This is a genomic window from Arthrobacter sp. 2RAF6 (assembly GCF_052115205.1).
Classification (GTDB): domain Bacteria; phylum Actinomycetota; class Actinomycetes; order Actinomycetales; family Micrococcaceae; genus Arthrobacter.
Window position 1 is genome coordinate 1 of the sequence record NZ_JBFRGF010000123.1, and the last position, 589, is coordinate 589.

General features: G+C 63.8%; 1 protein-coding gene. It reads left to right on the top strand.

Annotated elements, in window-relative coordinates; translation table 11 throughout:
* Nucleotides 1-14 precede the first annotated feature (14 nt).
* A partial coding sequence (locus AB4Z38_RS25780) for a family 1 glycosylhydrolase (protein WP_441432305.1) occupies nt 15-589 on the top strand: 575 nt, incomplete at its 3' end.

Genomic DNA, 589 nt, shown 5'->3' on the forward strand with positions numbered 1-589 from the left:
GAAAGGACCTGACTATGAACAACTTCCCGCCTGGCTTCCTCTGGGGCGCCTCTACCGCACCTCACCAGATCGAGGGCAACAACATCAACAGCGACTGGTGGATCCAAGAGCAGACCGTCCCCGGCATGGAACCCAGCGGCGACGCCATCGACAGCTATCACCGTTATGCCGAGGACATGAAGCTGCTCGCCGACGCGGGCCTCAACTCCTACCGCTTCGGGATCGAATGGGCCCGGATCGAACCTCTGCCTGGCCGGTTCTCCCGCGCCGAGCTCGCCCACTACCGCCGGATGATCGACACCGCCCTCGGACTCGGGCTCACACCGGTCGTGACGCTGAACCACTTCACCACCCCGCAGTGGTTTGCCGAAGAAGGGGGATGGCTGGGAGAGAGGGCAATCGAGAGGTTCACCTCCTATGTGGCCGAAGCAACCACGATTCTGGACGGGGTGCCTTGGGTGATTACTTTCAACGAGCCGAACATGCTCGCCATGATGGCCACCATGCGCCGGATGATGACGGCCGCCCCCGACGCCCAGCAGGACTGGCAGAGCCCCACCGTTGACCAGGATCCCCGGCCCCAGCTGCC